Origin of the sequence: Glutamicibacter sp. HZAU, from assembly GCF_004100365.1 — a bacterium.
Lineage (GTDB): Bacteria > Actinomycetota > Actinomycetes > Actinomycetales > Micrococcaceae > Glutamicibacter > Glutamicibacter nicotianae.
The window spans coordinates 146,277-171,950 of sequence record NZ_SCKZ01000005.1 but is presented as its reverse complement, the minus strand read 5'-3'; the positions used below and the strand labels follow the sequence as shown (position 1 = coordinate 171,950).

Here is a 25,674-nt window from a genome sequence, read left to right as displayed (position 1 = left end):
TCCTTGCCAAGGGGGAGCGGCGCCGGTAACGGCGCCGCCCTCCCAAGGCAGGGGATAAGGAAAGGACACACATGGGAGCCCAGATTCGGGTCTACCGCCAGAAGATCGGATCGACCAAGTCGATGCGCAAGATCTTCAAGGCGATGGAACTGATCGCTGCATCCCGCATTGGTAAGGCACGTACGCGTGTCTCGGCCTCGCTGCCGTATGCCAATGCGATTACCCGTGCAGTAACCGCCGTCGCGTCCCAGGCCGATGTCGATCACCCGCTGACCACCGAGCCGGCGCAGGTACGCCGTGCCGCGGTCCTGGTGATGACTTCGGACCGAGGACTTGCCGGGTCCTACTCCGCCAGCGTTCTGAAGCAGGCAGAGCACCTCGTGGAACTCCTGCGTGAAGAAGGCAAGGAAGTCAAGACCTACTTGGTCGGCCGCAAGGCCCAGGCTTACTTTGATTTCCGCTCACGCGAGTACGCACGAGTGTGGACCGGGGAAACCGATTCCCCGCGTTTCGAAACCGCACGCGAGCTGCGCGATGTCCTCCTTGAGGACTTCGACACCGACTTCGAGCAGGGAGGCGTGGACGAGATCCATGTCGTCTACACCCAGTTCAAGTCGATGGTCACGCAGGAACCGACGGTCATCCGTCTGTTGCCGTTGGAGGTTGTCGAGGACGAGTCCGAGACCCCGGCCGACGAGCTGTTGCCACTGTACGAGTTTGAGCCATCGCCGGAAGAAGTGCTTGACGCACTGCTGCCGCGCTACATCGATTCTCGACTGTTCAACTGCCAGCTGCAGTCCGCTGCTTCCGAGCTCGCTGCCCGCCAGCGCGCAATGAAGGCCGCAGGCGACAACGCTGGTGAACTGATCAAGAAGTACACCCGATTGCTCAACAATGCCCGTCAGGCTGAAATCACCCAGGAGCTTTCGGAAATTATTGCCGGCGCCGACGCGCTGAACAGCTGATTTCCGAGATTCCGACCAGACAAGAAGTGAGAAAGATGACTGCCCAACTCAACGAGCAGGTTACCGCAGGGGCCATTGGTCGCGTCGCGCGCGTGACTGGCCCGGTCGTGGACGTCGAGTTCCCAGCCGACGCACTGCCTGCTATCTACAACGCACTGACCGCTGAGCTGACCCTCAACGGCGAAACCAAGAAGATCACCTTCGAGACCAGCCAGCACCTCGGTGAGGGCCTGGTCCGCGCAGTATCGCTGCAGGGCACCGACGGCCTGGTCCGCGGCGCTCAGGTTATCGATACCGGCGCTGCCATCTCCGTCCCAGTCGGCGACGGCGTCAAGGGCCACATCTTCAACGTGCTGGGCGATGCCCTGGACGTTGACAACTCGGAGATCCAGGTTTCCGAGCGCTGGCCAATCCACCGCGAAGCACCGAAGTTCTCGGAGCTCGAGGGCTCGACCGAGATGCTGGAAACCGGCATCAAGTCGATCGACCTGCTGACCCCTTACATCAAGGGCGGCAAGATCGGCCTGTTCGGCGGCGCTGGCGTGGGCAAGACCGTGCTGATCCAGGAAATGATCACCCGTGTGGCACGCAACTTCGGCGGTACCTCGGTATTTGCCGGCGTGGGCGAGCGCACCCGTGAAGGCAACGACCTCTGGGTCGAAATGGACGAAGCCAACGTGCTCAAGGACACCGCACTGGTGTTCGGCCAGATGGATGAGCCACCAGGCACCCGTCTGCGCGTGGCACTGTCGGCTCTGACCATGGCGGAATACTTCCGCGATGTGCAGAACCAGGACGTGCTGCTCTTCATCGACAACATCTTCCGCTTCACCCAGGCCGGTTCCGAGGTGTCGACCCTGCTGGGCCGCATGCCTTCCGCCGTGGGCTACCAGCCGAACTTGGCCGATGAAATGGGTCTGCTGCAGGAACGCATCACCTCGACGAAGGGCCGCTCGATCACCTCGATGCAGGCTGTCTACGTCCCGGCCGATGACTACACCGACCCGGCTCCAGCAGCAACCTTCGCCCACCTGGATGCAACCACCGAGCTGTCGCGTGAAATCGCGTCGCGCGGCCTGTACCCGGCAATCGACCCGCTGACCTCGACCTCGCGAATCCTGGATCCGCAGTACATCGGCCAGGATCACTACGATGTAGCCATCCGCGTGAAGGCTATCCTGCAGAAGAACAAGGAACTGCAGGACATCATCGCGATCCTCGGTATCGACGAACTGGGCGAAGAGGACAAGATCGTCGTTGCCCGTGCACGCCGCATCCAGCAGTTCCTGTCGCAGAACACTTACACCGCAAAGCAGTTCACCGGTGTCGAGGGCTCGACCGTGTCGATCAAGGACACCATCGAAGGCTTCAAGGCCATTTGCGATGGCGACCTGGACCACATTGCAGAACAGGCGTTCTTCAACATCGGCGGTCTGGACGACGTCGAGCGCCAGTGGGCCGAAATCCAGAAGGCCAGCTAATCATGGCTGAGCTTCAGGTCGAAATCGTCGCGGCCGACCACTTCGTGTGGTCGGGCGCAGCGAAGCTGGTCAAGGCTCGTTCGGTGGACGGCGAGATCGGTGTTCTGCCCGGTCACGTTCCGATGCTGTCCGTGCTTGCCGCTGGGGATCTGGAAATCGAACCGGTTTCCGAGTCCCGCTTCTCGGTCCAGATCGATGGGGGCTTCTTCTCCGTTGATTCGGATCGCGTAGTGATCGTTGCTGACAACGCTGTGCTTGGTACCGCAGCGTAGGCGATGAATTGTTCGAGATAACCGCACCAGTTCTGATCGCGTTGCTGATCCTCATCGGCATCGCCATGTTCTTCGGGGCCATGGCCGTGCGCCGCATCCAATTGCGGCGCACGCTGGGCACCTTCGATGCATCAATCCTCGCGCCCTCGGGCAAATGGATCATGGTCATCGGCCGCTACGGCGGAGCGCATGTGGACCTGTTGCGGTTTTTCTCTGTCTCCCCGGTGCCGAGCTTCGTGATCGAGCGCCGCGGACTGGACATCACCGGGACGCGCCAGCCCACCGATGAGGAAACCTCGCGGATCCCGCCGGGATTCATCATCGTGATGCTGGTGCGCAGCGGTGAGGAACTGCTGCTGGCCATGGACTACCGTGACTACACCGGCTTCTCGGCCTGGCTCGAAGCCGGTCCGATAGCCGGAAGCTGGCAGATCTAGCACTTGAATACGCGAAGACCGCCGCTGCAGATGCAGCGGCGGTCTTCGCGTCCCTGGGCCAGGGCAAAGTTGGTAGGCTGGTGAATCCAGCAGGCCATCGGCTCAGAAGGTGCGTACCCATGGATGCGAGCTCAGCCAGGCGTCCTGCCCGGAGCTACCGGACCGGTGCTGCCGTGAAGGCGCTGCGGACCGCCAGCGTGCTTGGCGCGCTGCTCATCGCGGCCTGGATGCTCCTGGAACACCGGGGGATGCCGGACGGATCCGGGCGCAGGCCTGAAATGCTCTGGGGCAGCCTGGCGATGCTGGCAACCATTGCGCTGATCGCCTGGGGCTCGAAATACCCGGCGCGCCTGAACTACCCCTTCCAGATCACCGGGCAGAACGCGCAGCAGGTGTACCGCGAGGGCGAACGGACCCTTGCATTGGTGGCAGGCGCGCTCACGGTCCTGGACCTGGGCCTGGCCCGTGGCGGCGTTGGCGGTGCAAGCGCGGGGCTGGAGGCCGCCGGCCTGCTGCTGCTTGCGACCGCCATGGCCATCGGGATCATTCGCATTATCCGGGCCGGAAGGACCGGAGAACAGCAGAGCTGAGGTGGTGGCGGGCTTAGAGGTATTCCCCGTTGCGGATCGTCTGGACCAGCTGCAGGTCGGCATCGAGGATCAGCGCGTCGGCCGCGAAGCCGTAGTGCAGGGAGCCGACTTCATCGGCCAATCCGATCAGCGAGGCGGGGATGGACGTGGCCGAGTTGACCGCCTCGACCAGCGAGACCCCTGCCTGCACCGCATGCTGGACGATCTGAAGCAGCGTGCAGGTGCCGCCAGCCAGTGAATCGTCGCTCGACAGCCGGGCCTGGCCGTTGGTCACCGTCACTTCCTGCGGGCCGAGGGTGTACTGGCCATCGTCCAGGCCGGTGGCTGCCATGGAATCGCTGACCAGCAGGATGTTGCTTCCGCCCACCAGCCGGTAGACCAGCCGCACGGTGTCGGGGGACAGGTGCACCCCGTCGGCGATCAGCTCCACGAACGCGTTGCGGTTCACCGCTTCTTCCAGGCAGGCAGCCACCGGTCCCGGCTCGCGGTGGTGCAGCGAGGGCATGCCGTTGAACAGGTGGGTGACCGTCGGGCGTTCGGTGAATCCATCCACCCCGGCGCTGCGCAGCTGCTCGCGGGCGAAACGCAGCGAATCGGAGGTGACCTGCGCGCTGGCATCGGTATGCCCCAGCGAGGGGACCACGCCGTGCGAGACCAACTGCTCGATGATTTCCTCGGTGCCCTCCAGCTCGGGGGCATAGGTCATGGTGCGCAGCTGGCCGCGGCTGGCGGCCACCAGCTCGCTGACGAAGCCGGGATCAGGTTCCTGCAGGAACCGCGGATCCTGGGCGCCGCAGCGGGCTTCGGAGAGGAACGGGCCCTCGGCATGGATGCCGGCAATCTTCCCGGCCTCGGCCAGTTCGGCGAGCAGTTCGGCGGCCTCGATCATCGATGACGGCTCAGCGGTGACCAGCGAGGCGAGCAGCGTTGTGGTGCCCGAACGGTGCAGGTACTCGATGGCTTCGGTGACGCTCTTGTGATCCGGCGCCGAGAAGTCAGCACCGAGGGCGCCGTGGCAGTGCAGGTCGATGAGGCCCGGGATGATGATGGATCCCGGGGCCACCTCGCGCACCGGGTAGTCGGCGGCGTCCGGCAGGGCGGTGAAGTCATCGCGGTTGCCGGCAAAGCGGATGCGGTCTCCCTCGACGGCGAGCACGCCCTCGGTGACCTTGAGACCATCGGAAATCAGGGTGGCGAACAAAGCGTAGCGCGTCGTAGTCATGTTCCCAGCTTAGAAGAGAGAAGGCATCCAGTCACCGACTTGGCGGATTATTCTCGCAGCGGACGTGGAAGGAGGGCACCATGCGCTCAGCCGCGCTTGGCGGCAGGATCCGGGTTTCCCGGATCGGTGCCGGAGGCAATGCGCTTCAGCGATTGCCAGGCGCTGGCATTCCCGCCGGCGGCGTGCTGCGCTTCGCGGGCGACCCGCGCGGCGGCCTGCTTGTCCTTCGCGTTGCCGAATGTGCTCTTCAGCGAGCGGTAGGCCTTGCGGAACATCCGGTAGAGGAGGTACCCGATGGTCATCGCTGCCAGGCCGAGCAGCGCGGCCAGCACCGGAAGCAGCACGGCCGCGAGAACGAGCACCAGCGCACCGAAATCCTCGATCAGGCTGCGCACCCACTGGGTCACCGGTTCGGGCACGACGTTGGTTGCCGCGGTCAGCGATGATTTGCCCAGGCTCACCGACAGCGCGGATCCCGCACCGAGCAACCCGGTCACCACGGCAACTTCCACTCCCGAGTTGGCCCCAAGCCCAATGCCTACCAGCGCTCCGAAGACGGGGCGCAGCCACACGGAGACCGTTTCCATTGACAAGTTCAGGAAAGGGATCTTGTCCAGGCCCGCCTCGCCGATGGCCAGCACCGCGCAAATCGCCAGAACCCAAGGATTCGTGATGCTCTCGGGGATCTGCCGGGTGGCCGAAGCGATCATCTCTGGTGCGGTGTCGGGAATCGCGAGTCCCGCAATGCCGAGCGCCAACACGGTGAAGTAGGGCCGCAGTCCGGCAGCGGAACCGCTGCCAATGGCCATGAGCGAAGCTGTCAGCGGATCCAATGTTCCTCCCGGCAAGGCCGGCTCGGGCCGTGCGGCACCAAGCGCATTTGGTAGAGGAAATCAGATTAGCAGTCGGCAGGCAGCTTCGAGCCTGGCCGCGCGTGGGGCAGGACTCTGCGCTAGAAGAGACGTCCTGCGGAGTCGTCGACACCGCGCATGGCATCGTAGTCCAGGGTGAGGCAGCGGATGCCGCGGTCCTCGGCCAAGGTGCGCGCCTGCGGCTTGATTTGCTGGGCGGCGAAGATGCCGGTCACCGGCTTGAGCAGCGGATCGCGGTTGAGCAGATCCAGATAGCGGGTCAGCTGTTCCACGCCGTCAATGTCGCCGCGGCGCTTGAGCTCTACCGCAACCGTGTCGCCCTTGGCATCACGGGCCAGGATGTCCACCGGGCCGATGGCGGTCATGTACTCGCGGCGGATCAGCTGGTGGCCGTCGCCGAGCAATTCGATCTGCTCGGCCAGCAGCCGCTGCAGGTCGGCCTCGACGCCGTCCTTGACGAGCCCCGGATCATTGCCCAGGATGTGGGCCGAGTCGTGCTCGAAGCTGTGGAAGTGGATGGTCAGCTTGTCATCGGTCTTCGCGCTGGCCACGATCCACGTGGCGGTGGCTCCCAAAGCGGCGGCTTCCTCGTCGGGATCGGCCTCGCGCAGGGTCAATGGAGGATTCATCCAGTTCAGCGGCTTGTAGCTGCCGCCATCCGAGTGGATGAGAACCGATCCATCGGCCTTGACCATGATCAGGCGGGTCGCCAACGGAAGGTGGGCTCGCAGACGGCCCTCGTAATCTACTGAACACTTTGCTACCACTAAACGCACCCCACACACTTTACTAGCTGGTTGCGACTTGTGCCCTCAGATACGGCATGATTAATGACATGCCACGTTCCAACCGCCCGCGCCGCTCGAAGAATTCACGACCTGCCACAGGCCGGAACTCCGGATCCGGCCACGGCTATGGGGATGACGAGCAGGAGTACGGAGCGGACCAGGAAGAGTGGATGCAACGGGCCCGCTTCGGCGTGGTGCTCCGCCAGGATGCCCCGGATGGGCAGTGGCATGTACGCAAGATCGCGCCGCTGAACGCCAACAAGACCTACACCTGCCCTGGGTGCCACCGCTCCATCGGCGTGGGCGTGGCCCATGTGGTCGCCTGGCGGGCGGATCACTGGTCGGGGGATGAAGCCGCGGCCAATGCGCGCCGCCACTGGCATCCGCACTGCTGGGAAACTCGTTCCTACCGCTACTAGGGCCAGCAAGCCGGGGGAGTCCGCTAGCGGCGGTCCTGGCGTGCGATGAATACCTCGCGCAACAGGATCATGGCGCTGGCAGCTACCGGAATGGCCATCAGCGCACCGGTGACCCCGGCCAGGCTGCCACCGGCAATCACCGAGATCACGGCGACCGCACCGGGCACTGCTACCGCACGGCGCATGATGCGCGGCGAGACGAAGTAGGCTTCGATTTGCAGGTAGCCGAAGTAGCAGATGGCATAGATCAGCGCGGTTTGCCACCCCAGGGACAGCGTCACCAAGGTGACCAGCACACCGGCGATCACGCCACCGACCAGTGGGATGAAGGCCAGCAAGGCCACCAGCAAGGTGAGCAGCGCGGTGAAAGGAACGCCCAGGATGCTCATCAGGAGCAGCGCCACCAGGCAGTTCAGTATCGCCACGGTGGCTTGGCCCATGACGTAGTTGCCCACCGAGCGGGTGATGCGCACGGTCAATTCCGAGACGCGCTCGCGCTTGGAGCGCGGGGCCAGGCGCAGCGAGAAGCCCATCATGCCAGGCAGGGACGCCAGGAAGTAGATGGCCAGCACCAGCACGATCAGCACGCCGAACATCGACTGCGCGACGGTTTGCGAGACGCCCAGGACACCGCCGAAGACATTCGTTACCGCGCCCGAGTCGCCAAAGAAGCGGTCCACCTCGGTAGTGATGCGCTGGGAGATTGCATATTGGCGGTCGATTTCCCTGACCCATTCGCTGTTGAGGAAATTATCGACGATTTCAGGCGCCCGCGTGATGAAGGTGGTGATCTGATTGACCAGGGTGGGGATGATCAACGCCATGAAGCCGCCGAAGATTGCCAGCATGCTGACCATGGTCGCGGTCACGGCCAGCGGACGGGAGAGCCCCTTGCGCATCATGAAGCGCACAATCGGGTCAAGGCCCAGGGCAATGAACAGCGCGATGGCAATCCAGGTCATCAGCGAGCCGACATTGGTCAGCAGGTAGAAGCCGCCCAGGGCGATGCCGACCCCGATGGTGCCCAGGAAGCCCATGGAAATCGGGTGCAGCGCAGGAATGGGTTCGGGGGAGCCCTCCAGCGGCTGCTCGGGTTCCTCGCCGAGGGCCGCGCTTCGCTGCGGGGCGTTGAGCAGCTTGCCCACCCGGTCGGCGAGCTTCCTGGTCCAGCCCTCGCGAGCCGCAGTGCCGCCCGATGGCGCAGAAGCGGGATAGCGGGTGACCGGCGAACCCTCTGATGGGGGTGGTGTTGGCTGGGAATTCGCCTGATGAGGCTGGGAATGCGCTGTGGATTCCGGGCCTGGGGTCTCTGGTTCCACGGAGCGCTCAGGTGCGTGCGATTGCTCGTCGTGCGCGTGTTGAGCGCGATGCGGGCGCGGCTGATCTGGCTCCATGGGTCAGAGCATATCGCGCATTGGCGTCTATTAAGTGGTTCAAGACACCACGCACTTGCGGTGTTGAGGCAGTTCACAGGCACGGATCGGAACCATGATCCGCCGCAACTCGTTAGACTTGACGAAGAACAGCTGTGAGACGTAGGCGAATAGGTGAACTTGTGCGAAAAGTAATCTCCGTGATCGCGATGCTGCTGGGGGCCGTGGCCCTGGTAGTCGGCATCGGACAGAAGACCTTTTGGGCGCCGCCCGAAACGGTGACCGCGACCATGCCGCAACTATCCGATGAGGCCCCGCTGACCCTGATTGAATCCTCGGTCAACGACCCCAAGCTGGATCCGGTGGAACTGGTGATCAAGTCGAAGGGTGAATTCACTGCATCCTTGGGACGCGACTATGACGTCGAGGCGTGGATCGGCGATGCCGCGCACGTATCGGTCACCGGCATCGACACGACTAACCACAAGATGATTGCCGAATACGCCAAGGGCGAGGCCGAAGTGCCGAATCCCGCCGGCGATGACATCTTCTTCGACTCGCAGACTGCCGAGCAGACCATGACCTACCGCTGGACCGCTCCGGATTCCGGCGACTGGTCCCTGCTGCTGGCCTCCGGCGGAAAGGACGCCGCTCCAGTGGACATCTCGGTCACCTACGCCAATGACGACGCCATGCCGTTCGCCCTGCCGTTGATCATTGCCGGCGCGCTGCTGCTGGTCTTCGGACTGGCCTTGCTGGCCATGCGCCCGGGCAAGGCGAAGACCGGCTCGAATACCCAGCACTCGGTCGCCGCCGTGGCGGTTGTCGCCCTGGCCATCTCCGGCGTCTCGCTGCCGATGGCACCGAGCGGCGAGGACAGCGCGAAGGCCTCTGAATCTGCGCAGAAGTCCGATGAAGCGAAGCCCGAAGAAGCCAAGTCCGACGAGGCCAAGGGCTCCGAATCCGCTGCTTCCTCGGAGGAGGAAGCAGCCAGCTTCCCGGTGATCACCGAAGAGCAACTCAAGCGCGTGCTGGCCGATGCCCAGAAGCAGATCGCCAAGGCCGATGAGAAGAACGATTCCAAGGCCCTGGAACAGCGCAGCGCCGGTGCTTTCAAGTACCTGCGCAACAAGCGCTACGACATGCTCAAGGAAGAGTTCAAGGTCGACAAGCCGATGGCGCTCACGACCCAGGTAATCCGCTCGGCCGCGGTGCCGAATGCGAACGAAGCCAAGTTCCCGCGCGTGATCTCCGTGGTGACCGCGAAGAACAATGACGCAGATACCCTGCCGCAGGCGCTGACCCTGGTGCAGGCCAATGCCCGCGAGAACTTCAAGGTGGTCTTCGCCGGACAGATGCTGCCGAACTCCACCTTCCCGGGCATCGCGGTGGGCGATCCGTCGACCAAGCAGCTGGGCGCCGACGCCGAAGGCCTGCAGATGACACCGAAGAAGGCGCTGGAGGCGCTGGGCAAGGTGCTGACCGATCCCAAGGCCAAGGAGAAGGACAAGTTCGCCGAGTCGGACTTCATCAAGGCGGTGCACGCTGCCCAGAAGGACGAGTCCAAGGAAGCCAACGAGGCGAATGTGAAGTACAAGCGCTCGGTCACCGAGGGCGACACCAAGGTGGTCTCCACCCCGGACGGCGGCGCGATTGTCACCGGCAAGCTGAACAACAAGGCGCTGTTCGTCCGCACCGAAGATGCCGACCCGCTCAAGAGCACCGACAAGCTGACCGAACAGCTGCTGGGCTCCAGCTCCTCGAACGGCGACGTCGAGAGCACCTACGCCGAACCAGTGATGTTCTACCTGCCGGCCGATGGTTCCAAGGACAAGATCCAGCTGATCTCGGCAAGCCAGGTCCTGCTCGATGTGAAGGAAGTTGACTAATCCCCATGACTGATCAGAACATCCCCTCGACCCGCGGTGCGGTGGATCTCTCGGCGCTGGCCAACCACGGCCCGGAAGCCACCGACAGCACCCCAGCCGGTGCCGCCAGCTGGACCACCAGCCTGGACGAGGCCGCGTTCCAGCAGTTCGTCGGCCTGTCCCAGCAGGTGCCTGCCATCGTTTCCCTCGGCTCGCCGCGCGTGCAGGTCTCTGCAGACCTGGATGCGACCCTGCGCAAGCTGGTGGATGCCAAGGGCGGCAAGTTCGTCCTCGGCCTCGTGGATGCCGAAAGCTACCCGCAGATCGCCCAGGCCTTCCAGGCGCAGCAGATCCCGATGGTGGTTGCGCTGATCAAGGGCCAGCCGGTGCCGCTGTTCCAGGGTCCTGCCGAAGAAGCGCAAATTGCCCAGGTTTTCGCGCAGCTTGAACAGCTCGCCGTGCAGCAGGGCATGAGCGGCACCGCCCCGGCATTCTCCGGGCAGGCCGGCCAGGCCGAGCCGGAACTGCCGCCGCTGCACCAGAAGGCAGTCGACGCCATCGATGCGGGGGACTACGCCGCCGCCGAGGCAGCCTACTTGGAAGCGCTGAACGAAAAGCCGAACGACAAGGACGCGCAGGTTGGCGTGTACCAGGTCCGCTTGCTCTCGCGCACGCACAACCTGGATCTGAACAAGGCCCGCGAGCAGGCCGCGCAGAACCCCGAGGACATCGCGGCGCAGCTGGATGTCGCCGACCTGGATGTGGTCGGCGGGCATGTCGAGGACGCCTTCGCCCGGCTGGTCTCGCTGATCTCCAAACTGGCGGATGAGGACCGCGAGCGGGTGCGCCGCCGCCTGATCGAGCTCTATGCGGTCATCGGCAATGCCGACCCACGCGTCGCCGCCTCGCGCCAGAAGCTGGCCCGCGTACTCTTCTAGGCTGATGCCGAAGCGCTGAAGCGCACAGCTAGCAAGCCGCGGTCCGGAATATTTCCCGGGCCGCGGCTTTGTCTTGCCTTCAGGTTTAACTCCAAAGGATGATGTGTTCTGACTTGGGGCATTGCTAGCCTTGAACTATGAATCAGATCGCACTGGACATCCGGTCTCTCGCCAAGCAATTTGGCGCCAAGATTGCCGTGAACAACGTCAGCCTGCAAGTTCCCGCCGGTTCATTCTATGGGCTGGTCGGGCCCAATGGCGCCGGAAAGACCACCATGCTCTCGATGGCTACCGGTTTGCTGCGCCCGGATGCGGGCCAGGCGGTGGTCAACGGCGTGGACATCTGGGCCGACCCGCACGCCGCCAAGTCCACCCTGGGCGTCCTGGCCGATGGCGTGCGCCAATTCGATCGGCTCACCGGCCGGCAGCTGGTGACCTATTCCGGGCTGCTGCGCGGCATGGACCGTGCCGAAGTTGCCCAGCGGACCGAGGACCTGCTGCGCGTGATGGACCTGCTGGACGACGGCGACAAGCTGGTGGTGGACTACTCCGCCGGCATGACCAAGAAGATCGCCTTGGCTACCGCGATGATCCACTCGCCAAAGCTGCTGGTGCTCGATGAGCCATTCGAGGCAGTGGACCCGGTCTCGGCGGCGAATATCCGCGACATCCTGAACAACTACGTGGAGTTCGGCGGCACCGTGATCGTTTCCTCGCATGTCATGGACCTGGTCCAGCGCATGTGCACGCATGTGGCGGTCATTTCCGATGGCGTGCTCAAGGCGCAGGGCACCGTGGATGAAGTCCGCGGCGGCATGAGCCTGGAAGACCGCTTCGTCGATCTGGTGGGCGGCCGCGCCAACAACGAGGGGCTGTCATGGTTGCGCACGTCCTAAGCCTGAAACTGCGCTTGCTGGCCAATGGCTTCAAGCGCTCCGTCGGCCAGCTGATCGGCGTCATCATCGGCGGCCTGTACGCGCTGGGCATGATCACCATGCTGACCTTGGCCGTGTGGTTCGCCGCTGACGAGATTCCATTCCAAAGCGAAATCTTTACCCTGATCGGTTCGGCCGCGGTGCTGGGCTGGGCTATCATCCCGCCGCTGCTGACCGGCGTCGACCTCACCCTGGAACCGTCGCGCTTCGTCCAATTCGGGATCCCGGAAAAGACCCTGGGCCCTGCCCTGGTGCTGGCTGGATTTGTCTCGATTCCCGCGGTGCTGACCGTTCTCGGCCTGCTGGGCGCCTCGCTGATGTGGCGAAGCGATGCAGGTGCGCTGATGCTGGGTCTGCTGGCTGCGGTGGCGACCGCGGTGATGGCGATCCTGCTGTGCCAGTACCTGGTGATCATGGCAACCGCGCTGCGGGCCAAGCGCCGCTTCCGCGAATTGACGTTCGCGCTGCTGTTCCTGCTGCTCGTCGGGCTGGGTCCGATCATGGCCTCGGTGTTCTCCGCGGCGGAGTCCATGGGCGACTGGATCCATCCGCTGTCCACGGTGCTCGGCTACACCCCGCTCGGCGCCTTTGCCGCTGTTCCCGGTGCCTATGCCTCGGCGCTCTACGGGCACATGGCCATCCACCTGGCCCTCGGTGCGGCCTACCTTGGCGGACTATATGTCCTGCTGGCTCGCGCTACCGCAAAAGCCGCAATTACCCCGCCGCCGCAGCAGCGCGCTGCCACGGCCAAGGGCCTGGGCTTCTTCAAGCTGCTGCCGGCAACGCCGACCGGCGCCGTCGCCGCCCGAGCACTGACCTATTGGTTCAAGGATCCGCGCTACGCCGTGGGCGTGCTGATGGTGCCGGTGCTTCCATTGCTCTTCTGGTTCACCGGCAGCCAATCCGGCAACTACACGATGATGTATCTGATGGGGCCATTAATCGGCATCCTGCTGGGCTTCTCCATCTCCGCAGACATTTCCTATGACAACACGGCCTTCGCACTGCACGCGCTGACCGGCATATCCGGCCGGGCCGATCGCGCAGGACGGGCGCTGTCCTGCTTCCTGATTGCCATTATTCCGGTCCTGGCCGCCGCGATCCTGCCGGGCCTGATCGCTGGCGAGCTGTGGCGCATCCCGGGTGATCTGGGCCTGTCGCTGGCCGCGCTGTTCGTCGCGTTGGGCGTTTCCTCGGTGTCCTCGGCACGCTACACCTATGCGGTGCCGCTTCCGGGCGACAACCCGATGAAGACCCCTCCTGGCAGCGGCATGCGCATGGCGCTCACGCAGCTGAGCATCATGCTCACCATGGGGCTCTTGCTGATCCCTGTGCTCATTCCGTACGCCATCGGCTGGTTCCAGCACTCGCAGGCCTTGGGCTTCATCACCCTGGGTGCGGGCCTGGTTCTGGGCATCGGGCTGATGCTCGGCGGCATTGCCCTCGGCGGCAAATGGTATGAGAAGCGCACTCCCGAGTTGATGCAGTCGGTCATGCTCAACAAGTAGCCGCAGCGGCTGAGCCGCTCTGGGCCGTCCGGCGGGAAGCAATTTCCCGCCGGGCGGCCTTTTGCCTGCCCTGGTGCAACAAGGTTCACAGGATATTGGCCGGTGGCGTCCAAGCCGGGGAAATCCAAATCAAACTGGATGGCAGCCATTCGAGCAGATGCAGGAAAACGATCACTGACTTGAAGATATGAAGCGGAACGTGGAGCTGCGTAGGCAACAGCGGCAAAGTCAATGTGGACAAGCTCCCATGCCTGCTACGCGGACAGCAGGGGCAATCCGTACTAGACTTGAAGGCATGGTGGAACAGTCTGAAGAAACCCGCGGTGGCACTGCCACGATTGAACGTACCGAGACAACCCAGAGTGTCGAGGCCGGAGATCACGAGCGCTTTGCCCACTATGTGCAGAAAGAAAAGATCATGGAGTCGGCAATGACCGGCGACCCAGTGATCGCCCTGTGCGGCAAGGTCTGGACCCCAGGCCGAGATCCGCAGAAATTCCCGGTATGCCCCGAGTGCAAGGAAATCTACGATTCCTTGATGGGGTAGTGCTGCGAATGAACTAGCACTACTTCACACGATGCACGCGGCCGGGAAAAGGTAAATGACCGAGACACTCTTTGATTTTGGCGACAAGCTTCCACTAGAAGACAAGCTTCCGGTAGCGTACCCGGAACGCGCGGCATGGGGAACCGGGCCGAAGCTGCGTGCCTGGCAGGCCGAAGCCCTGGCCTTGTACTTCGACAAGGAGCCCAGGGACTTCATGGCAGTGGCGACCCCTGGCGCCGGCAAGACCACCTTTGCGCTGCGCCTGGCCAAGGTGCTGATCGACTCGGGCAAGATCAACCGCATGATCGTTGTCGCGCCGACCGACCACCTGAAAAAGCAGTGGGCGGATTCGGCAGCGCGTGTGGGCATTGCCCTGGACCCGAACTACAAGAACTCCGACGGCCGGCACGGCTCGCATTACATGGGCGTCGTGGTGACCTATGCCCAGGTCGCGCTGAAGCCTGCCGTGCACCGCGCGAAGACCGAGGATGCCCGCACCCTGGTGATCATGGACGAGGTCCACCACGCCGGCGATGCGCTGAGTTGGGGCGACGGCATCCGCGAGGCATTCGAACCTGCCACCCGCCGACTGGCCCTGACCGGTACCCCGTTCCGTTCCGATGCTGCACCGATTCCCTTCGTGCAGTATGTCGATGAGGGAGACGGCATCCGCCGGTCCAAGGCCGACTATACCTACGGCTACGGCAACGCCCTGGCAGACCATGTGGTCCGTCCGGTGCTGTTCATGGCCTATTCGGGAAATATGCGCTGGCGAACCGCCGGCGGCGAGGAGATGGAAGCAAACCTCGGCGAGGGCTTCACCAAGGATGTCACCGCCCATGCCTGGCGCACCGCGCTGGACCCGCACGGGGACTGGATTCCCTCGGTGCTGCAAGCCGCTGACCGGCGCCTGTCCGAGGTGCGCCGCACCGTGAAGGACGCCGGCGGCCTGGTCATTGCCACCGACCACGAGGACGCGCGTGGCTATGCCGCCCAGCTCGAAGCCATCTGCGGCGAGAAGGTCACCACCATCCTGTCCGATGACCCCAAGGCATCGCAGAAGATCGACGAATTCTCCGAATCCGATGCGCGCTGGATGGTCGCGGTGCGCATGGTATCCGAAGGAGTGGACGTGCCGCGCTTGTGCGTCGGCGTCTATGCGACATCCACCTCCACACCGCTGTTCTTCGCCCAGGCGGTGGGACGCTTCGTGCGCAGCCGCAAGCGCGGAGAAGTGGCCTCGGTGTTCCTGCCCTCGGTGCCGATCCTGATGGCCTTGGCCAACGAGATGGAAGTCGAACGCGACCACGCCTTGGACCGCGAAGGCTCCAAGGACGAGGACGGTCTGGACGATTCGCTGCTGGAAGCGGCGAACAAGGAAGAGAAGGCCAGCGACGAGCTGGCACGCAACAAGTTCGAAGCGCTGAACTCGCAGGCTTCTTTCGATCGCGTGCTCTTCGACGGTGGCGAATTCGGCACCGGTGCCGACATCGGCAGCGAAGAGGAACTGGGCTTCCTGGGCATCCCGGGCCTGCTGGATACCGAGCAGGTATCCGAGCTGCTGCGCAAGCAGCAGACCAAGCAGATTTCCAAGGGCGCCACCAAGCCCGAGCCGGTGTCCGACCACCGCCGCATGATGGAGCTTCGCACCAAGCTGTCCAAGAACGTCTCTGCATGGGCTGCCCGCACCGGCACCCCGCATGGGCAGATCCACAACAAGCTGCGCAGCATCTGCGGCGGGCCTGCGGTGCCGCAAGCAACAGCCGACCAGCTGCAGGCGCGCATCGACAAGCTGCAGGACTGGTTCGTCGGACGCAAGTAGTTTCCGCGAAAAAACGGCTTGGCGCTGACCGGAGAATTCGGTCAGCGCCAAGCCGTTGTGGTTTTCAAGGCAAGGATCAGCCCAGCGACAGCACCGTGACCCCGGCTGCGCGCAGTTCCTCGCGGATCGCAGGCAGATTCTCCGGCGAGACCGCGGCGGTCAGCGGCGAAATGATGGTAGTGGTGAACCCGGCTTGCACCGCATCGAAGGCGGTGGCCTTCACGCAGTGGTCAGCGGCGAGCCCCACGACATCCACCGAAGTGATGCCCTTGGCCTTGAGCCAGTCGCCGAGCAGTTCCCCGCTTTCATCCGCCTTGTCCGCCGAGGGATCCAGCTCCCGGGCTTCGAAGCCGGAGTAGGCGGCGGCGAAACGCCCCTTGGCAAAACGCGCGTCGACTGGCACCTGCTCAAGCTGCGGATGCAGCGCTGCGCCAGGCGTGCCGGCAACGCAGTGCACCGGCCACGAATCAATGAAGTCCGGGTTCTGAGAGAAATGATCGCCCGGCTCGATGTGCCAATCCTGGGTGGTCACGATGGCCGAGTAGGAATTGCGGCGTTCGGCAATGTCCGCGGCAATGGCCGTAGCTACAGCATTGCCGCCGGTTACCGCGAGGGCACCGCCTTCGCAGAAGTCCGGCTGGACATCAATGATCAATAGGGCTCTGCTCATCGCTGCCTCCCTGGCTAGTGGATGTAGACCTTGGACAACTGCGGACCGCAGGATCCTTGAATCTGGATCCTACGTTCCGCAGCTGAGTTTTTCGTGTGTTTGGCTAGTCCTGGATCATGACGGTCGGGATGACCGGTTCGCCGCGCTGCATCTTGCGGGCCACGCCCGGCAGCTCCTGGACCGATGCGTGGTGGCGCTCGGTGGCGCGCTTGACGCCGGCAGCGCCGACATGGGCCTGGTCGATCTCGCCGTTGCGCACCAGCGGGACAACCAGGTCGCGCTCGGGGCCACCGGTGGTGTAATCGGAGGTGGAGACGATTTCGGCGACGGCGCGGTTGCGCTCGTTGAGCTGGCGCACCGCATACTTGCGGCCGCCCACGCTGGCCTTGTTCGCCGCGGCCTTGGCCACGGGAATCCATTCGCCCGCATCGTCCTGGCGGGCCACCAGCTTATAGACCATGGACGCGGTCGGGTGCCCGGAACCGGTGACCAGGGCCGTGCCCACGCCGTAGGAGTCCACCGGGGCGCTGGCCAGGGCGGCAATCGCGTACTCGTCCAGGTCCGAGGTGACGGTGATCTTGGTGTTCCAGTTGCCCAAATCATCGAGCAGCTCGCGGACCCAGCCTGCCTGCTGCACCAGGTCGCCCGAGTCGAGGCGGACGCCGCCCAGCTCGGGACCGGCCACCTCGACCGCGGTGCGTACGCCGTTCTCGACGTCGTAGGTGTCGACCAGCAAGATGGTGTCCTTGCCCAGCGAGGCAACCTGCGCTTCGAAGGCGGCGCGCTCGGTGTCGTGCAGCAGGGTGAAGGAGTGGGCCGAAGTGCCAACGGTTTTCAGGCCGTAGCGTGCACCGGCTTCCAGGTTCGAGGTCGAGGAGAATCCGGCAATCATGGCGGCGCGCGCGGCGGCCACCGCTGATTCCTCATGGGTGCGGCGCGAGCCCATCTCGATGCAGGGGCGCTCGCCGGCCGAGGCGATCATGCGCGAGGCGGCCGAGGCAATGGCCGAATCATGGTTCATCGCCGAGAGCACGAAGGTCTCGATGACGCAGGCTTCGGCGAAGGTCGACTCCACGGTCAGCAGTGGCGAGTTCGGGAAGTACAGCTCGCCCTCGGCATAGCCGGAGATGTTGCCGGTGAAGCGGAAGTTCTCCAGGTACTTGATGGTCTCGGCGTTGACCACCTTGTTGTCGCTGAGGAAACGCAGCTGCTCGTCATCAAAGCGGAAATCTGCCAGGCCTTCGAGCACGCGGCCAGTGCCTGCGACCACGCCGTAGCGCCGGCCTTCGGGCAAGCGGCGTGCGAATGCCTCGAAGACTGATGGGCGGTGCGCCGCACCGGATTCCAGCGCTGCCTGGAGCATGGTCAGCTCATAGTGGTCGGTGAAGAGACTGGTGCGCATGTGACGCTCCTGATGATCGGAAAAGGCCTTGTGCGGTGCTGCTTGGGAAAGCAGACCCGTTTTACTGTATAACGGCTCTCGCCCAAGGTGATATTTGCCGTGTCCGGTGTTGCGTTCAGCTTCCGCGCGTAAAATGGTAACCATGACCGCAATGCCCGATGTACTTTCCGAATTTGAAACCCTGGTATCCCAAGACAAGCCATGGCGCTTGGTCGTGTGGAATGATCCAGTGAACTTGATGAGCTACGTATCCTACGTGTTCCGTTCCTACTTTGGTTTCAGCCCGGAAAAAGCTGAGAAGCTCATGCTGCAGGTGCACCATGACGGCTTCTGCACCGTGCGCAGCGGCAGCCGCGAAGCCATCGAATCCGATGTGCAGGCCATGCACGGGTTCGGACTGAACGCAACCATGACCCAGGGAGCCTGAACGTGGCCAAGGCCTTCAAGAACGGTTCCAAGGGCATTACCGGCACGCTGCATTCGCCCGAACGCAAGCTGATCCGCGAACTCTTCTCCGACGTCATCGAAATGCTCGAAGAACGTGCCCGGCTGCACCAGCTGCCCGAGGACATCGATCCGCTCTATGCCTTGACCGGCATGCGGCCCGAGTCCATGGACTTGCCTCCGATTGCCGATCCGGCACTGGCCAGGCTGCTGCCCGATGCCAGCGACGACGCCGTGGTGGCTGCCGAGCATCGCCGGCTGACCGAAGCCGATTCGATCGCGCAGAAGGTCGGCCGCCTGCGCGAAGCCCAGCTGCTGCTGGAAACCGACAAGCTCGTGCTGGACAAGGACGCCGCGGCGCGTTTCGCCCAGGCCCTGAACGACGTGCGCCTGGTGCTCGCCGAGCGCCTTCAGATCCGCAGCGAAGAGGATTCGGCCCGCGTCGCCGAGGTGCTTGATGCTTCCGAGGTGGAAACCCCCGAGGAATACATGTCCCTGGTGTACAACCTGATCTCTTGGGTGCTCGATACCTTGATGGGCGCGCTGATGGATGCGGAGTCCTGAGCCCATGAATTCCTACTTTGCCACCGGGCAGGTCTCCGCCCCGGACGCCAATACTCCCATTGGCATCTTCGATTCCGGTGTTGGCGGGCTGACCGTGGCCCGCGCGATCATCGACCAGCTGCCCGGCGAATCGCTGATCTATGTGGGGGATACCGCCAACTCTCCCTACGGTCCGCTGCCCATCGCCCAGGTGCGGGCCAACGCCCTGGGCGTCATGGACGAACTGGTGGATTCCGGGGTGAAGCTGCTGGTCATTGCCTGCAATTCGGCCTCCGCAGCGGTGCTGCGCGATGCCCGCGAACGCTACACCGCGCGCTATGGCATCCCGGTGGTCGAAGTCATCCAGCCGGCGGTCCGCCGTGCCGTGGCCGGCACGAAGAATGGCAGGATCGGCATCATCGGCACCCAGGCGACCGTGGGCTCGCGCGCCTATGAGGATGCTTTTGCCGCTGCCCCGAACCTGCAGGTATCGACCGTGGCCTGCCCGCGTTTCGTGGAGTTCGTGGAATCCGGCATCACCGCCGGCGCCGAGCTGCTGGAGATCGCGCAAGAGTATCTGGCGCCGCTGCAGGCCGCCAAGGTGGACACCCTGGTGCTGGGATGCACGCACTACCCGCTGCTCACCGGCGTGCTCTCCTACGTGATGGGGGATTCGGTCACGCTGGTGTCATCTGCAGAGGAAACGGCGAAGGACGTTTTCCGGGCGCTGACCCGGCATTCGCTGGTGCGCAACGACGGCGCCGCGGCGCGTCATGAGTTCCTCGCCACAGGCAACGCTGATAGTTTTGGTGTACTGGCTCGCCGTTTCCTCGGACCCGAGGTGCTGCAGGTGCGCCACGTGGACCATGTAGCCGCCCACTATCCGACCGGAGCCATCTCGCGGATCACTCCGCAAATGATTGCCGCGTCGAAAGCGAGTAACGAATGAAGCTGACCATCATCGGATGCACCGGGTCATTCCCAGGGCCGGGATCGCCCGCGTCCTGCTACCTGGTGACGGCCTTTGATGGCACCCGCGACTGGAAGATCCTGCTGGATCTGGGGTCCGGGGCTTTGGGCGTGCTGCAGCGCTACACCGATTTGAAAGACATCGACGGGATCATGATTTCCCATCTGCATCCCGACCACTGCATGGATTTGTGCGGTTTGCATGTGGCGATCCGCTGGGATCCCAACGGCTGGGGCCGGGAGCGGATGCTCGTGCACGGCCCGGAAGACACCGCCGAGCGCATCGAGACTGCCTACTCGCTGCCTGACGGCGACACCATGGCCAAGGACTACGACTTCCAGGTCTGGAAATCGCTGAAGCCGGTGAATATCGGACCGTTCACCATCACCCCGTACCCGGTGCGCCACCCGATCAAGGAAGCCTATGCCCTGCGCGTGGAAGCGCATGAACCGGGCCCCGACGGCGAACTGCTGACCAGCGTGCTGACCTATTCCGGGGATACCGACAGCTGCGATGGCCTGGTGGAAGCCGCCCGCGGCGCCGACATGTTCCTGTGCGAGGTGGCCTTCGAGGAAGGCCGCGATGACCACATTGACGGCGTGCACCTGACCGGGAAACGCGCTGGCGAAATGGCCGCCGCCGCCGGTGCCGAGCGCATGCTGCTCACCCACATTCCGGTATGGACCGACATCAACAAGGTGGTTGAAGAGGCCAAGGAAACCTACAGCGGCGGCATTGCCGTTGCCGTATCCGGCGTAACCTACGGCGTGTACTCCGGCAGCCTGAAGGAAGACAAGGACCCGACCCTGTTCAAGGGGGATCGCGGTACCGACTACCTGAAGACCCGCACCGGATCCATGCCGACCATCAAGTACGAGAAGACCCGCAAGTTCCCGCTGCTCAAGCGCAAGAAGTAGGTGCGCGGAACAGTCTCGACGCACGGAACGAAAGCACCGGCGAGAAGGGGTAATCCTTCTCGCCGGTGCTTTGCTCTGTTCTGCAGCGGATCAGCGGGTGCCGTGCTTGGCGCCCCACGGTTTGTCGTACTTGCTGGCCAGCCGGGTCAGCGCCAGTGCGGCAACGAGCAGTCCCACGTCCCGCAGAGCGACATCGAGGAAGATGCCCATCGAGACCAGGTTGATGATGATGCCCAGCAGCCACAGGGCGAGCACATAGCTCGCGTAGCGCGGCTTGATGATCATCGATGCGGCGGCAACCAGTTCCACCACGCCAACCACGTGCATGGCGGTTTGCGCGGAGAACGGCAGGATGGCAATGACCCACGGGGCCAGGTAGTCCGGCCAGTAGTTCATCACGTTCGCGAACTTGTCCAGTCCCATGAGCAGGGGAAGGACGACAAATCCAATGCGCAGGATCCAGAATGCGCTCAACGACGGGTCGGTGCTGACCCGTTCAGCTGTAGTTGCGCGGATGTGCGAGAGCGGATGCTTCTCGCTCCATGAGGCGCTCATGGCGATCATCCTCCAAAGATTTGAACGTATACCCAGAATTCGCCTCCCGGACCTATTTGTCAAGATCCATTGTTGATAGAATTTTGCCATGTTGGGAAAACTGGACAAGCAACAAGATGCGGTGATCAAATCGCTGAATGATCCGGTGCGGCGCCAGCTGTTCGAGTTCATTTCGCAAAGCACGCAACCGGTAGGACGCGAGGCGGCAGCCAAGGCCGCGGGAATCAGCCGGACCTTGGCCGCCTACCACCTGGACCGGCTGGCCACCGCTGGATTGCTGGCCGTGACCTTCGCCCGGCCTGAAGGGAGAACCGGACCAGGAGCCGGGCGCACGGCCAAGCTCTACGCGCTCGCCCAATCCGAAGTCTCGGTGAGCCTGCCGGCGCGCAACTACCGGCTGCTGGGCAGCTTGCTGGCCCAGGCGGCCAGCGCCGACACCTCGGGGGCGGTGCTCGCCGCGCTGCATCAGGCGGCACGCAGCGAAGGCAGGAAACTGGGGCAGGACGGGGACGGGCTCGTGCCGCTGCTCGATGAGCTGGGCTACGAGCCCGAGGTGGACGAGCACGGAGAAATATCCATGCGGAACTGCCCCTTCCACCAGGTCGCCCAGCAGCAAACCGAATTGGTCTGCTCGATGAACTACGAACTGGTTTCCGGCGCGCTGGAAGGCTGCCAGCTGGACTGCAGCAGGGCCGAGCTGAGCCCGCAACCTGGCCGGTGCTGCATTGTGATCCACCCGCAGTAGCGGCCGCGTATGGCCCACGAGGTGCATTTCACCGTAACGCTCTGGGTCGCCGGTGCAGATCGACCGGTGAGCGTGGTTAGGATGGAACCATGACTTTACGCGCTGACGGCCGAGGAGCCGCGCAACTTCGAGACATTACCATCACCCGCGGCTGGTCCGCTCAGGCCGAAGGCTCGGCGCTGATCGAATTCGGCAACACCCGCGTGCTGTGCACCGCTTCCTTCACCGAGGGCGTGCCGCGCTGGCTCAAGGGCGAAGGCACCGGCTGGGTCACCGCCGAATACGCGATGCTCCCGCGTGCCACCAACACCCGCAACTCCCGCGAGTCGGTCAAGGGCAAGCTCTCCGGCCGCACCCACGAAATCTCCCGCCTGATCGGCCGCTCGCTGCGTGCCGTGGTGGATACCAAGGCGCTGGGCGAAAACACCATCGTGCTGGACTGCGATGTCCTGCAGGCCGACGGCGGCACCCGCACGGCAGCGATCACCGGTGCCTACGTGGCGCTGGCGGAAGCAATCTCCTGGGCCCGTTCTCAGGGCATCGTGAAGCCCGGCGCCAAGGTGCTGACCGACTCGGTGGCCGCGATCTCGGTGGGCATCATCGACGGCACCCCGATGCTGGATCTGCCCTACGAGGAAGACGTCCGCGCCGAGACCGACATGAACGTCGTGGTCACCGGTTCCGGCGACTTCGTCGAGGTCCAGGGCACCGCCGAGGGCGTGCCCTTCAAGCGCGAAGAGCTGGATGCCCTGCTGGATCTGGCCCTGGGCGGCACCAACGAGCTGGCCGAAATCCAGCGCGAGACCCTGAACAGCACGAAATGAGCGAGCCGGTACTGGTCCTCGCCTCGCGCAACCAGGGCAAGCTACGCGAATTGCGCGAACTGCTGCGCGGAAAGGTGCCGGGTCTGGATGTCGACACCCAGGTCATCGACGCCGCCACCGCGGGAGCTCCCGATCCTGTCGAAGACCAGGTCAGCTTCGCCGGCAACGCGCTGAAGAAGGCCCGCGAGATCTCGGCATCCACCGGCCTGGTGGCGCTCGCCGACGATTCCGGCCTGAGCGTTGATGTGCTCGGGGGAGCCCCGGGCATCTTCTCGGCTCGCTGGTCCGGAGTGCACGGCAACGACGAAGCGAATATCGATCTGCTGCTCGGCCAGCTTGGCGATATTGCCGCCGAGCATCGCGGAGCACAGTTCGTCTGCGCCGCGGCGCTGGCTGCCCCCGGGGGAGCCGAGCACGTGGAACTTGGCAAGGTCGAGGGCGTGCTGCGCACCGAGCGGGCCGGCGAGCATGGCTTCGGCTATGATCCGATCTTCGAACCTGCGGGGGCCGGCAAGTCCATGGCCGAGCATACGCCGGAGGAAAAGAACGCGATTTCGCATCGCGCTCGCGCCTTCGCCGCGTTGCTGCCGCGCATCATCGACGAGGTGACCAAGGCCCTGGCCAAGTAGCCGCCAAGGCCAGGACAGCAGAACGCCGGCACGTCCAGTTCAGGATGTGCCGGCGTTCTGTTCTCAGTGCTGGAGCTTCTCCCCGTAGTACGCCCAGGCCTGGTGCGGCCGGTCATCGAATTCGGCCACCAGGTACCGGGTTTTGCAGGCGCGGCACTCCCATTGCGCTGGAGGCCCGAAAGGCATCACGCATCCAGCGGTCACGAATTCATCATCATCTGGTCCGAAAGCTGGCATGCCCCAGACGACTTTCCGCGGATTGCGTTCCCCGCAGGCTGGGCAGGCAGGCTTCGCGAAGTTGCGCAGCTGCTGCAGCGTTGGCTGGTGGGCCATCTGGTGGCAGTCGCCGCACAGCAGCACCACCTCATCCACGTGGTCCTGGATCTCCCAGCGCAGGCCGTTCTGGTGGGCCTGCGGCAGGTGGATCCTTGGCCGGGCTGAGATGTCCCGCTCGCAAATTTCGCAGGCAAGTGGTTCGCCCGGCTCGCTGCGCTGGAGAATGGCCGCAACGCCCAGCACCCGGTTGGCCCTTGACGGCGCCGAAGGCAAGCACGGGCCCGCGGTGACGAAGATCGGGTGCGGGTGTTCGACCAGCTCCGCGATGCTTTCCAGAACCTTATCGGCCAGCGGATCTTCCAGATATTGCGAACGCCGCGGCAGCTTATCGCCGATCTTGGACTCGATGTCGGCCACCGAAATGGGATCAGTGAAGGTCGCCAATGTGTTGAAAGTGAGCTGGCCCGGCTCATCCGAATGGGCGATTTCCAAGGTGGCAATCAAGGCTGGAGTGCTCTCCAATGCCGTCAGGATCAGATCTCCCGCCTGCATGGTTTCCGGCAAATTCCAGAGGTAATTCTGGTTGACCTGCCCCAGAGCTGTGGCGGATTCCAAGGGCTTGGCTTGCCGGCACCAGTAGACCGACTGGCCTGGTTCGCGGACCAGCAATCCGGGTTTCACTGCCCCAAGGTTCGGACGGTGCAGGGGATACTCGTCGATAATGCAGCTGGGACGCTGCACGGCATAAGCGCTTTCGGTCTGGATCCTGGTGATCAGTTCACGTCGGCTCACACGCGCAAGGTCTTCACCGCTGCAATCCGGGAAATACGCCTTGAACAGCTCGAGCAGAACTTGGCGGTCCAGCGCTCCAAGAAGCTGATCTGGTATCGCAAGTCGGTTGAAATCTTCTTGCATGGTCCCTCCCATAAAGGCCTGCTACACGAGGATGGCTGTTGGCTTCCACGTGCGCTATCGCAATTTTCCGAGCCAGGCCTGGCCAATTTTTCGCTGCCCGCGCTCGTTTTCCACGGTTTCGGGCTGGGCGTGCAACTCTCCCGGTCGGGCGTTTCCAATCAGGGTTTCACCACTGTGAACGCAACATCGATGGTGCGCGTGCAGGGCGGCCTTTCTTGGCAAGTCCCAGCATAGATAGCGAGGCGGACAGTTTGGAGCACCGTAATTTCCACGGGAATCCTGCAGCTCCGTACTTGCGCAGAACTTCCCGAGGTTCTATGGTTAGTTACATGAGTAACTAACCCACTAACTAATCTGGTGGGGATGAGCACGGAGGGAGCCAGCATGATTGATGATTCAAAACCGATCTTCATGCAAATTGCTGAGCTGATTGAGAACGACATCATCTCTGGTGTTCTGGCGGAAGAAGCACAGGTTCCATCAACCAATGAATTCGCAGCGTTCTACCGGATCAATCCGGCCACCGCAGCCAAGGGGATCAACCGGCTCGTGGAAGATGGGCTGCTCTACAAGAAACGGGGAATCGGCATGTTCGTCACCGAAGGAGCACCGCAGCGGCTGCGAGCGCAACGCCGCGAGAAATTCCAGCAGCAATTCATTGCGCCATTGACCGCAGAAGCTTCCAAGCTGGGCATTGGCGTGGATGAGCTGGTCGCCATGATCAAGACCGGCTCGGAATCTTGAAAC

28 protein-coding genes and 1 pseudogene are annotated in these 25,674 nt (G+C 63.7%); 21 read left to right on the top strand and 8 right to left on the bottom strand.

What is annotated here, in order from left to right; genetic code table 11:
* The first annotated feature begins 71 nt into the window (after positions 1-71).
* The 5 genes from EKH49_RS09185 to EKH49_RS09165 all read left to right on the top strand — a co-directional run bounded on the left by EKH49_RS09185 (position 72) and on the right by EKH49_RS09165 (position 3,745).
* Complete coding sequence (locus EKH49_RS09185) at positions 72-965, top strand: F0F1 ATP synthase subunit gamma (protein WP_066137623.1); 894 nt, start codon at positions 72-74, stop codon at positions 963-965.
* A gap of 35 nt (positions 966-1,000) precedes the next feature.
* Positions 1,001-2,446 (top strand): F0F1 ATP synthase subunit beta, encoded by a 1,446-nt coding sequence (gene atpD, locus EKH49_RS09180; RefSeq protein WP_066137625.1) that lies wholly within the window; start codon positions 1,001-1,003, stop codon positions 2,444-2,446.
* Positions 2,447-2,448: 2 nt separating this feature from the next.
* Positions 2,449-2,718 carry a F0F1 ATP synthase subunit epsilon gene (locus tag EKH49_RS09175; RefSeq protein WP_038990466.1) on the top strand — a complete coding sequence of 90 codons (270 nt, stop codon included), beginning with the start codon at positions 2,449-2,451 and terminating at the stop codon, positions 2,716-2,718.
* Positions 2,719-2,726: 8 nt separating this feature from the next.
* A complete protein-coding gene (locus tag EKH49_RS09170) occupies positions 2,727-3,155 on the top strand; it encodes a DUF2550 domain-containing protein (protein WP_066137627.1) in 429 nt (142 codons plus the stop codon).
* A 119-nt stretch (positions 3,156-3,274) separates the two neighbouring features.
* A complete protein-coding gene (locus EKH49_RS09165) occupies positions 3,275-3,745 on the top strand; it encodes a hypothetical protein (RefSeq protein WP_128470601.1) in 471 nt (156 codons plus the stop codon).
* A gap of 13 nt (positions 3,746-3,758) precedes the next feature.
* On the opposite strand, the gene nagA is transcribed toward EKH49_RS09165, so the two are convergent.
* From nagA to nucS, 3 genes are all read right to left on the bottom strand, one after another.
* Positions 3,759-4,967 (bottom strand): N-acetylglucosamine-6-phosphate deacetylase, encoded by a 1,209-nt coding sequence (gene nagA / locus EKH49_RS09160; RefSeq protein WP_128470600.1) that lies wholly within the window; start codon positions 4,965-4,967, stop codon positions 3,759-3,761.
* An 86-nt stretch (positions 4,968-5,053) separates the two neighbouring features.
* Entirely contained in the window at positions 5,054-5,776 is a 723-nt protein-coding gene (locus EKH49_RS09155) for a DUF4126 domain-containing protein (protein ID WP_161567492.1), read from the bottom strand.
* Positions 5,777-5,919: 143 nt separating this feature from the next.
* Positions 5,920-6,615 carry an endonuclease NucS gene (gene nucS / locus EKH49_RS09150; protein ID WP_128470598.1) on the bottom strand — a complete coding sequence of 232 codons (696 nt, stop codon included), beginning with the start codon at positions 6,613-6,615 and terminating at the stop codon, positions 5,920-5,922.
* Between the two features lie 59 nt (positions 6,616-6,674).
* Between nucS and EKH49_RS09145 the strand changes: the two genes are divergently transcribed.
* Positions 6,675-7,046, top strand: coding sequence for an ATP/GTP-binding protein (locus EKH49_RS09145; RefSeq protein ID WP_128470597.1), 372 nt, complete (start codon positions 6,675-6,677; stop codon positions 7,044-7,046).
* A gap of 23 nt (positions 7,047-7,069) precedes the next feature.
* On the opposite strand, the gene EKH49_RS09140 is transcribed toward EKH49_RS09145, so the two are convergent.
* A complete protein-coding gene (locus tag EKH49_RS09140) occupies positions 7,070-8,440 on the bottom strand; it encodes an AI-2E family transporter (RefSeq protein WP_128470596.1) in 1,371 nt (456 codons plus the stop codon).
* A gap of 161 nt (positions 8,441-8,601) precedes the next feature.
* On the opposite strand from EKH49_RS09140, the gene EKH49_RS09135 reads away from it, so the two are divergent.
* The 6 genes from EKH49_RS09135 (at position 8,602) to EKH49_RS09110 (ending at position 16,037) form a co-directional block, all read left to right on the top strand.
* Positions 8,602-10,308: a hypothetical protein gene (locus EKH49_RS09135; RefSeq protein WP_128470595.1), complete on the top strand. Its 1,707-nt coding sequence runs from the start codon at positions 8,602-8,604 to the stop codon at positions 10,306-10,308.
* A 5-nt stretch (positions 10,309-10,313) separates the two neighbouring features.
* Positions 10,314-11,225, top strand: a complete 912-nt coding sequence (locus tag EKH49_RS09130; protein ID WP_038990505.1) for a co-chaperone YbbN — start codon at positions 10,314-10,316, stop codon at positions 11,223-11,225.
* A gap of 137 nt (positions 11,226-11,362) precedes the next feature.
* On the top strand, positions 11,363-12,121 hold the full coding sequence (locus tag EKH49_RS09125) for an ABC transporter ATP-binding protein (RefSeq protein WP_128470594.1): 759 nt from the start codon (positions 11,363-11,365) through the stop codon (positions 12,119-12,121).
* Complete coding sequence (locus tag EKH49_RS09120) at positions 12,103-13,668, top strand: transporter (RefSeq protein ID WP_128470593.1); 1,566 nt, start codon at positions 12,103-12,105, stop codon at positions 13,666-13,668. Before EKH49_RS09125 ends, EKH49_RS09120 begins: the two co-directional genes overlap by 19 nt.
* Before the next feature lie 295 nt (positions 13,669-13,963).
* Positions 13,964-14,215, top strand: a complete 252-nt coding sequence (locus EKH49_RS09115) for a DUF3039 domain-containing protein (RefSeq protein ID WP_128470592.1) — start codon at positions 13,964-13,966, stop codon at positions 14,213-14,215.
* A gap of 55 nt (positions 14,216-14,270) precedes the next feature.
* On the top strand, positions 14,271-16,037 hold the full coding sequence (locus EKH49_RS09110) for a DEAD/DEAH box helicase (protein WP_128470591.1): 1,767 nt from the start codon (positions 14,271-14,273) through the stop codon (positions 16,035-16,037).
* 76 nt (positions 16,038-16,113) lie between these two features.
* Here EKH49_RS09110 and EKH49_RS09105 read toward each other — a convergent pair whose 3' ends face one another.
* Entirely contained in the window at positions 16,114-16,707 is a 594-nt protein-coding gene (locus EKH49_RS09105; protein ID WP_128470590.1) for an isochorismatase family protein, read from the bottom strand.
* A gap of 103 nt (positions 16,708-16,810) precedes the next feature.
* Positions 16,811-18,109: a nicotinate phosphoribosyltransferase gene (locus tag EKH49_RS09100; protein ID WP_128470589.1), complete on the bottom strand. Its 1,299-nt coding sequence runs from the start codon at positions 18,107-18,109 to the stop codon at positions 16,811-16,813.
* 142 nt (positions 18,110-18,251) lie between these two features.
* Between EKH49_RS09100 and clpS the strand changes: the two genes are divergently transcribed.
* The 4 genes and pseudogenes from clpS to EKH49_RS09080 all read left to right on the top strand — a co-directional run.
* Positions 18,252-18,536, top strand: coding sequence for an ATP-dependent Clp protease adapter ClpS (clpS, locus tag EKH49_RS09095; protein WP_038992076.1), 285 nt, complete (start codon positions 18,252-18,254; stop codon positions 18,534-18,536).
* A 2-nt stretch (positions 18,537-18,538) separates the two neighbouring features.
* A complete protein-coding gene (locus tag EKH49_RS09090) occupies positions 18,539-19,117 on the top strand; it encodes a DUF2017 domain-containing protein (protein ID WP_121866568.1) in 579 nt (192 codons plus the stop codon).
* 4 nt (positions 19,118-19,121) lie between these two features.
* Positions 19,122-20,045 (top strand): glutamate racemase, encoded by a 924-nt coding sequence (murI, locus tag EKH49_RS09085; protein WP_073707631.1) that lies wholly within the window; start codon positions 19,122-19,124, stop codon positions 20,043-20,045.
* A pseudogene (locus tag EKH49_RS09080) lies at positions 20,042-20,836 on the top strand (MBL fold metallo-hydrolase); the annotation flags it as partial. The gene murI and the pseudogene EKH49_RS09080, both read left to right, overlap by 4 nt.
* A gap of 237 nt (positions 20,837-21,073) precedes the next feature.
* Here the strand turns inward: EKH49_RS09080 and EKH49_RS09075 are convergent.
* Positions 21,074-21,538: a hypothetical protein gene (locus tag EKH49_RS09075; RefSeq protein WP_128470587.1), complete on the bottom strand. Its 465-nt coding sequence runs from the start codon at positions 21,536-21,538 to the stop codon at positions 21,074-21,076.
* Between the two features lie 88 nt (positions 21,539-21,626).
* On the opposite strand from EKH49_RS09075, the gene EKH49_RS09070 reads away from it, so the two are divergent.
* The 3 genes from EKH49_RS09070 to rdgB all read left to right on the top strand — a co-directional run bounded on the left by EKH49_RS09070 (position 21,627) and on the right by rdgB (position 23,736).
* Positions 21,627-22,283 carry a helix-turn-helix transcriptional regulator gene (locus tag EKH49_RS09070; protein ID WP_128470586.1) on the top strand — a complete coding sequence of 219 codons (657 nt, stop codon included), beginning with the start codon at positions 21,627-21,629 and terminating at the stop codon, positions 22,281-22,283.
* 89 nt (positions 22,284-22,372) lie between these two features.
* Positions 22,373-23,107, top strand: a complete 735-nt coding sequence (gene rph, locus EKH49_RS09065; RefSeq protein ID WP_038992098.1) for a ribonuclease PH — start codon at positions 22,373-22,375, stop codon at positions 23,105-23,107.
* Positions 23,104-23,736 carry an RdgB/HAM1 family non-canonical purine NTP pyrophosphatase gene (rdgB, locus tag EKH49_RS09060; RefSeq protein ID WP_128470585.1) on the top strand — a complete coding sequence of 211 codons (633 nt, stop codon included), beginning with the start codon at positions 23,104-23,106 and terminating at the stop codon, positions 23,734-23,736. The genes rph and rdgB overlap by 4 nt, the downstream gene beginning before the upstream one ends.
* A gap of 63 nt (positions 23,737-23,799) precedes the next feature.
* On the opposite strand, the gene EKH49_RS09055 is transcribed toward rdgB, so the two are convergent.
* Entirely contained in the window at positions 23,800-24,693 is an 894-nt protein-coding gene (locus EKH49_RS09055) for a hypothetical protein (RefSeq protein ID WP_128470584.1), read from the bottom strand.
* An 18-nt stretch (positions 24,694-24,711) separates the two neighbouring features.
* Between EKH49_RS09055 and EKH49_RS09050 the strand changes: the two genes are divergently transcribed.
* Both EKH49_RS09050 and EKH49_RS09045 read left to right on the top strand, forming a co-directional pair.
* The gene (locus tag EKH49_RS09050; protein ID WP_128470583.1) at positions 24,712-25,161 is read left to right on the top strand and encodes a hypothetical protein; all 450 of its coding nucleotides are present in this window, start codon (positions 24,712-24,714) and stop codon (positions 25,159-25,161) included.
* Between the two features lie 150 nt (positions 25,162-25,311).
* Complete coding sequence (locus tag EKH49_RS09045) at positions 25,312-25,671, top strand: GntR family transcriptional regulator (RefSeq protein ID WP_038992147.1); 360 nt, start codon at positions 25,312-25,314, stop codon at positions 25,669-25,671.
* Positions 25,672-25,674 lie beyond the last annotated feature (3 nt).

What these genes read in the sequence shown, in the direction of transcription:
- EKH49_RS09185 (WP_066137623.1), top strand. Translation starts at nt 72, where the DNA reads ATGGGAGCCCAGATTCGGGTCTACCGCCAGAAGATCGGATCGACCAAG.
- atpD (WP_066137625.1), top strand. Translation starts at nt 1,001, where the DNA reads ATGACTGCCCAACTCAACGAGCAGGTTACCGCAGGGGCCATTGGTCGC.
- EKH49_RS09175 (WP_038990466.1), top strand. Translation starts at nt 2,449, where the DNA reads ATGGCTGAGCTTCAGGTCGAAATCGTCGCGGCCGACCACTTCGTGTGG.
- EKH49_RS09165 (WP_128470601.1), top strand. Translation starts at nt 3,275, where the DNA reads ATGGATGCGAGCTCAGCCAGGCGTCCTGCCCGGAGCTACCGGACCGGT.
- nagA (WP_128470600.1), bottom strand. Translation starts at nt 4,967, where the DNA reads ATGACTACGACGCGCTACGCTTTGTTCGCCACCCTGATTTCCGATGGT.
- EKH49_RS09155 (WP_161567492.1), bottom strand. Translation starts at nt 5,776, where the DNA reads ATGGCCATTGGCAGCGGTTCCGCTGCCGGACTGCGGCCCTACTTCACC.
- EKH49_RS09145 (WP_128470597.1), top strand. Translation starts at nt 6,675, where the DNA reads ATGCCACGTTCCAACCGCCCGCGCCGCTCGAAGAATTCACGACCTGCC.
- EKH49_RS09140 (WP_128470596.1), bottom strand. Translation starts at nt 8,440, where the DNA reads ATGGAGCCAGATCAGCCGCGCCCGCATCGCGCTCAACACGCGCACGAC.
- EKH49_RS09130 (WP_038990505.1), top strand. Translation starts at nt 10,314, where the DNA reads ATGACTGATCAGAACATCCCCTCGACCCGCGGTGCGGTGGATCTCTCG.
- EKH49_RS09125 (WP_128470594.1), top strand. Translation starts at nt 11,363, where the DNA reads ATGAATCAGATCGCACTGGACATCCGGTCTCTCGCCAAGCAATTTGGC.
- EKH49_RS09120 (WP_128470593.1), top strand. Translation starts at nt 12,103, where the DNA reads ATGGTTGCGCACGTCCTAAGCCTGAAACTGCGCTTGCTGGCCAATGGC.
- EKH49_RS09115 (WP_128470592.1), top strand. Translation starts at nt 13,964, where the DNA reads ATGGTGGAACAGTCTGAAGAAACCCGCGGTGGCACTGCCACGATTGAA.
- EKH49_RS09110 (WP_128470591.1), top strand. Translation starts at nt 14,271, where the DNA reads ATGACCGAGACACTCTTTGATTTTGGCGACAAGCTTCCACTAGAAGAC.
- EKH49_RS09105 (WP_128470590.1), bottom strand. Translation starts at nt 16,707, where the DNA reads ATGAGCAGAGCCCTATTGATCATTGATGTCCAGCCGGACTTCTGCGAA.
- EKH49_RS09100 (WP_128470589.1), bottom strand. Translation starts at nt 18,109, where the DNA reads ATGCGCACCAGTCTCTTCACCGACCACTATGAGCTGACCATGCTCCAG.
- clpS (WP_038992076.1), top strand. Translation starts at nt 18,252, where the DNA reads ATGACCGCAATGCCCGATGTACTTTCCGAATTTGAAACCCTGGTATCC.
- murI (WP_073707631.1), top strand. Translation starts at nt 19,122, where the DNA reads ATGAATTCCTACTTTGCCACCGGGCAGGTCTCCGCCCCGGACGCCAAT.
- EKH49_RS09075 (WP_128470587.1), bottom strand. Translation starts at nt 21,538, where the DNA reads ATGAGCGCCTCATGGAGCGAGAAGCATCCGCTCTCGCACATCCGCGCA.
- EKH49_RS09070 (WP_128470586.1), top strand. Translation starts at nt 21,627, where the DNA reads ATGTTGGGAAAACTGGACAAGCAACAAGATGCGGTGATCAAATCGCTG.
- rph (WP_038992098.1), top strand. Translation starts at nt 22,373, where the DNA reads ATGACTTTACGCGCTGACGGCCGAGGAGCCGCGCAACTTCGAGACATT.
- rdgB (WP_128470585.1), top strand. Translation starts at nt 23,104, where the DNA reads ATGAGCGAGCCGGTACTGGTCCTCGCCTCGCGCAACCAGGGCAAGCTA.
- EKH49_RS09045 (WP_038992147.1), top strand. Translation starts at nt 25,312, where the DNA reads ATGATTGATGATTCAAAACCGATCTTCATGCAAATTGCTGAGCTGATT.